General features: G+C 38.2%; 6 protein-coding genes. All 6 read right to left on the bottom strand.

Annotation, left to right across the window (positions count from 1 at the left end):
- Nucleotides 1-160: 160 nt before the first annotated feature.
- The gene (locus ACPC57_RS11175; protein ID WP_006531071.1) at nt 161-364 is read right to left on the bottom strand and encodes a cold-shock protein; all 204 of its coding nucleotides are present in this window, start codon (nt 362-364) and stop codon (nt 161-163) included.
- A gap of 158 nt (nt 365-522) precedes the next feature.
- The gene (locus tag ACPC57_RS11180; RefSeq protein WP_434066976.1) at nt 523-1,356 is read right to left on the bottom strand and encodes an energy-coupling factor transporter transmembrane component T family protein; all 834 of its coding nucleotides are present in this window, start codon (nt 1,354-1,356) and stop codon (nt 523-525) included.
- On the bottom strand, nt 1,356-3,026 hold the full coding sequence (locus ACPC57_RS11185) for an ABC transporter ATP-binding protein (RefSeq protein ID WP_434066977.1): 1,671 nt from the start codon (nt 3,024-3,026) through the stop codon (nt 1,356-1,358). The genes ACPC57_RS11180 and ACPC57_RS11185 overlap by 1 nt, the downstream gene beginning before the upstream one ends.
- Nucleotides 3,027-3,169: 143 nt before the next feature.
- The gene (locus ACPC57_RS11190) at nt 3,170-4,153 is read right to left on the bottom strand and encodes a rhodanese-related sulfurtransferase (RefSeq protein ID WP_277837716.1); all 984 of its coding nucleotides are present in this window, start codon (nt 4,151-4,153) and stop codon (nt 3,170-3,172) included.
- A gap of 193 nt (nt 4,154-4,346) precedes the next feature.
- Entirely contained in the window at nt 4,347-4,892 is a 546-nt protein-coding gene (locus ACPC57_RS11195) for an ECF-type riboflavin transporter substrate-binding protein (protein ID WP_174846447.1), read from the bottom strand.
- A gap of 27 nt (nt 4,893-4,919) precedes the next feature.
- Entirely contained in the window at nt 4,920-5,768 is an 849-nt protein-coding gene (locus ACPC57_RS11200) for an SAM hydrolase/SAM-dependent halogenase family protein (RefSeq protein ID WP_171989485.1), read from the bottom strand.
- Nucleotides 5,769-6,050: the final 282 nt, after the last annotated feature.

Here is a 6,050-nt window from a genome sequence, read left to right on the forward strand (position 1 = left end):
GTTCGGCTGAATTTCATCAAAATCAGCTTGAATCTATCTGTGTTTTTTATTTACTGGCTAGTTTTTGCCCAGCCTCTAGGTGTTAGCTTTTCATCTACCCACTACAGTTGACAAAGAGCCCACAAGAAAAGCGAGTTTCACTAAGAAACCCGCTCTTTTATTATCCAATTTTTGTAATATTGGTTGCTTGAAGACCACGTTGGCCTTGCTCCACTTCAAAATTCACTTTTTGACCATCTTCCAAAGATTTGAAACCATTAGACTGAATTTCAGAAAAGTGTGCAAATACATCTGGTCCACTTTCTTGTGAAATAAAACCAAATCCTTTTTCTGCATTAAACCATTTGACTGTACCTTGTACCATTTTTGTTACCTCTTTTTATTTATTTGTAAAACGAATCAAGAGAAAAACAAAAGATGAAACTGATACTTAAACTCTAAACTTATTTACATTATCTATTTTAACAGGATAATCATCATTTGTCAACAATAAAAGTTGATTATTTGATAAACTTCATCATTTCACTTCCACGGATTATAAAATCTCCCCTGATTTGCAATAAAGAGGGTAATGGTAATGCCTATGAGGAAGAAAATGATAATTAAGACGATGTAATCCATTTGTTTCAGAGGCTGGTAGGTGTACCAGGTTCTCTTTTTATTTTTTCCAAAGCGCCGTAATTCCATCGCAGTTGATATGGTATCAATTCGTTCCAAAGAACTGAAAATCAATGGGATTACAAGTGATAAATTCCCTTTTATCCGATCCACTAATCTCCCTTTTTTAGACAACTCTAGACCCCGTGCCTCTTGTGACATCCGAATCGTATAAAATTCTTCTTGGATATCTGGAATATACCTCATAGTCAGATTTACTGCATAAGCGACTTTATATGAAACCCCAATTTTATTCAAACTTGATGCAAACTGACTGGGATGAGTGGTCATTAAAAAAATCAAGGCAACAGGAACAGTACAAAAATATTTCAATAACAAATTGAGCAGATAAAATAGTTGCTGGCTCGTAATAGAATAAGTCCCAATCCCCGACCACAAAACGGTCTCTGCTCCATATAAAGTCACACCATAAGTTGGGGCAAATAGATACACCATCAATGCGTTCAGCAAGGCAAATACTGTTGTAAACAAGAGAACAAAGGAAACATCCCGATAACGAATGCCCGATAATTTAAACAGGCTGACGGAAAACACGGCAATGCATAAAATAAGACGAGTATCGTAGGTAACCATCGCAACGACGGAAAAAGCTAGAAAGAACAATAATTTACTGACTGCTGAAAGACTGTAGATAAAACCTTGTCCATTACGATAACCAATTAATGACTGGCGATTCATCAGTTCCTCCTCTCTTCTTGCATATAACACATCGTCAACTCTAAAGGATTCACTCTAAGACGTTCTGCCAAATGGAATATAGAGGTTTCTTTCAAACTGGCCTGTTCTATCACAGCAACATCTGATAATATTTCTGCTGGACTAGCATCTTCAATAATCTGCCCATCTACCACTACAACTGCTCTGTCTGAATAATCCAGCATGAGTTGCATATCATGGGTAATCATGACAATGGTATGCCCTTTAGCATTTAATTGGTCCAAAAAATCCATCATTTCTCGATAATGTCGCTGATCCTGCCCAGCTGTCGGCTCGTCCAGGAGAATGATTTCCGGATTGAGAACCAAGATAGAAGCAATCGTCACCCTTTTTTTCTGACCATAGGAAAGTGCCGATATAGGCCATTTACGGAAAGGGTATAAGCCACAAACTTCTAATATATTGAGAACGCGCTGTTCAACTACTTCCTCATCTACTCCTCGCAAACGGAGGCCAAGTGCCACCTCATCAAAAATCATATTTTGACTTATCATCTGGTTAGGATTTTGAAGAACATATCCAATACGCTCCGCACGCTCTTTAATAGAATCATCCTGAATAGATTGACCTTTCCAAAGAATTTCTCCCTCTGGCCGAATAAAGCCACAAAGTGCCTTAGCTAAGGTAGATTTGCCAGCACCATTCTTTCCGACAATTGCCAACCGCTCACCCTTATGAATGGTAAGGTTAATATCTTTTAACACCTGCTTCTCTGGATAGGAAAAATGTAGATGGTTTGTTTCTAATAATACTTCCTCTGACTCACTTTCAAAATGCAAAGCTGGTAGTTGACCAACAGTCAAGGATGCTACATCAACCTCCCATACTGAAGCAAGATGCTCTGCGTCTTCAATTGGATAACCCAACGCTCGAAGAGTAGAAATATAGAGAGGTTCACGTATCCCATTTTCTTGTAACAAGGAAGTCTTCAATAATTGATCTGGGTTTCCGTTAAATAAAATTTGACCATCATTTATCAATACCACCCGATCCACATGACAGTACAAGACATCTTCTAAACGATGTTCAATAATAATCGTTGTGGTGCCTTCTTGTCGATGCAGTCGGTCAATCAAATCAATCGTATCCTGACCTGATTTAGGATCCAAATTAGCAAGTGGTTCATCAAACAATAAAATAGGGCTCCCATCTATTAACACTCCAGCTAAACTGACACATTGCTTTTGACCTCCAGATAAATCTTGTGGCCGATGGGCCAATAAGTCTGTAAGTGACAATTTTTCTGCCCACTCCCCTATTTTTTGATGCATGATCTGTTGACTTTCCATATCATTTTCTAGGGCAAAGGCAAGATCTTCTGCAACCGACAAACCAACAAACTGTCCATCTGTATCTTGAAGTACTGTTGATACTAGTAAAGATTTATCATAAACTGATAAATCAAAAGCCTCCTGACCATCCAAAATCAGGCTCCCACTGTGTTCTCCCTTATAAATGTTGGGAATAATGCCATTGAGACACTGCCCTAACGTTGACTTTCCGGAGCCAGAAGGTCCAATGATTAAGACTTTCTCCCCTTGATAAATGGATAGTTGAATATCCTTTAAAGTTGGCTCCTGCTGTGCCTGATATTTAAATGTAAAATCTTTAAATTCAATGATTTTTTTCATAGAACCATTATAACGTAAATTGGCTTTGAAAAAAAGGAAGAATCACTAGATTCCACCTTTGTGAAGATGTTCTGTCAATATTTCTCAATCAGAAATGTCATTTATAATAAAAATTGCACTGATTTCTCAATGCAATTTATTTTTTAAGCATTTACAGGCGCCAAACTCTCCCCGATTGCTTCCAATCGTTCTGCCCATTCCTGTCGTGTCAAACCATTTTCAACAATGTAGCGGTTACGCTCATGAGCACGACATTCAGCTGAACAGCCACGAACATACTTGTGCTCATTTTCTTCCGATGTCAAAATACGACGGTTACAGAATGGATTGCCACAGTTGACATAGCGCTCACATGGTGTGCCATCGAACCAGTCCTTACCAACGACAACTGGGTTAACATGGTTAACATCAACCATAATACGCTCGTCAAAGACGTACATCTTACCATCCCACAATTCGCCACGAACTTCTGGGTCTTTACCATAGGTTGCGATACCACCGTGAAGCTGACCGACATCCTTGTAACCTTCACGAACCATCCAGCCCGAGAATTTCTCACAGCGAACACCACCAGTACAGTATACAACTACACGCTTGTCCATAAATTTCTCTTTGTTATCACGGACCCATTGTGGCAATTCACGGAAGTTGCGGATGTCTGGGCGGATCGCACCTCGGAAATGCCCTAGGTCGTACTCGTAGTCATTACGCGTATCCAAAACAACTGTATCTTCATCCAAGAGAGCTTCTTTGAACTCTTTTGGTGACAAGTAGGCACCTGTTGTTACAAGTGGATCTATATCGTTGTCAAAGTCGCTGTCTTCCAAACCAAGGTGAACAATTTCTTTTTTATAACGAACAAACATTTTCTTGAAAGCTTGCTCATTTTCTTCGTCAATCTTAAACCACAAGTCGCTGAACAATGGGTTTGCATGAACATAGTCCATGTATTTTTGTGTTGTTTCATAATCACCAGAGACAGTACCGTTGATTCCCTCATCAGCAATCAAGATACGTCCTTTGAGTCCGATAGACTTACAGAAAGCTAGATGCTCAGCAGCATAGGCTTCCGCATTTTCAATTGGGATATATTTATAATAAAGTAATACACGAATGTCTTTTGACATAATTTCTCCTTTTCAATCTTTGCAATAGATTATATAACTCTATCATTTCTAATAAATGACTCTCTAAGATTATATCGTGTACCAGTCAATATTACAAAAATCTGAACTGAAACCTGTTTTGATACAACAAAAAACTATATTGATATTTCACAACGAAAAAATGAACTGTTTTGTAACAGCTCATCCTATTTTATTAGTCTTTTGATAGGCTACCAGATTTTACTTGTGTTCTCGCATACACAACCAATAAAATCGTACCTGCAATAGCAACAGTAACACTATTTGCAATGCCCGCAACTAAACCTTGTACAAAAACTTTATTAGCAGGTTCGCTATAAATAACGATGTCTAGTACTGGAGCAATGATACCCCAAGAAACAATGTTTGCCACAATCTGGAAGACATTGAACACAAGGATGTCTTTGCCTTCAAAAATTCCTTCTTGGATACGAAGACGACTTTTTGCTACACCCACAACAAGCCCAAATACACCTGAAGCTAAAATCCAAGACCACCATGGACCGTACTGAATAGAGTCTTTAAGAGCATGACCAATAAATCCAACAAAGAATCCAACAACAGGACCAAAAAGAATGGATAGAAGAGCCTGAACAGCATATTGAAGCTGGATGCTCGTATTTGGTACAAAGGTTGGAATATTGATTACCAAGCCAATTACAACAAAAAGAGCAGCACCAATACCAGTTGCAACAACAGTTTTAATCGAATTATTTTTCATTATAAGTCTCCTTGTAAAATAAAGTAATTAATTGACAATACGTCTAATTTCAATATGCCAGTTCTGACCGACACCGACATTATAAGCTTTGGCGAACGATCCTTGATTAATTGCAAGTCCAACACGATAAAGTGAGTTGATATAGAGCAAGGGTTGACCTATGCGCACATCCGCAAATGATTTTCCATATGTTACCTGATTCTGGTAGACAAGCATATCATTATTGTAAATCGTTACCTCAAAGCGATCTCCAAATTCTGGCAAAAGAGTATAAAATTCTTCACGAGTGACTGATGTCCAAAGAGATCCAAATCTAACATCAAGAATATCAATAGCACCTTTGACAAAATCAGAGCCGACTTCTGTTTCTACAGTTGGGATCTCGACAATATGTTCCACACTAAGTTCTGGTCCAACCTCTTCAAAACTAATATGCCCTGACGCTAATTTTGCACCCGTATAAGCATAAACATCTCGTCCATGGAACGTATAAGAATGCTCGGTATTCGCACGACGATTAGCGACTTCTGAGATTTCCCTAACAGCTTTAATCCCAACATGTTTCTTAATAAAAGATAGGGTTCCATTATCTGGTGTGACAATATACTGATTTTTATTAGTTAGGGCAACAACGCTTTTTCTCTTGGAACCCACACCTGGATCAACAACCGAAACAAAAGTTGTTCCCTCCGGCCAGTATTCCACTGTCTGGAAGAGACGATATGAGCCCTCAAAAATATTGTAGGGGGTAATATAGTGCGTCAGATTGTGAACAACAAGATCTCTTGATTCTTGAAGTGCTACACCAATCATAGCTGATACCGCACCATCAACTAATCCAAAATCTGATTGTAAAACAAGTAAGTTATTTGACATTCTTCCTCCTTATATTACTACCGTTCTATCATAACAGAAAAACCATAACCGTTCAAATAGATATTTTTAAAGACCTGTTATAGTCTATCTTTATATCAAATACCTAATTCTATCAATTTTTTTCAAATTCACAAAGAATACTGCCTACCGTCAGTTCCAATCTACAACCTTCTAATAAAAGGCTCTATAATTTCTGTAGTGGGTAACTCCACTGTGGAAAATATGGAGCCTTTTTTAGTGTAGAAAAAAAGTCCCATATGACCTATAATGAAAAGCGACGAA

It is taken from the genome of Streptococcus sp. VTCC 12886, from assembly GCF_049893425.1.
In the GTDB taxonomy this organism is placed as follows: Bacteria; Bacillota; Bacilli; order Lactobacillales; family Streptococcaceae; genus Streptococcus; species Streptococcus suis_AA.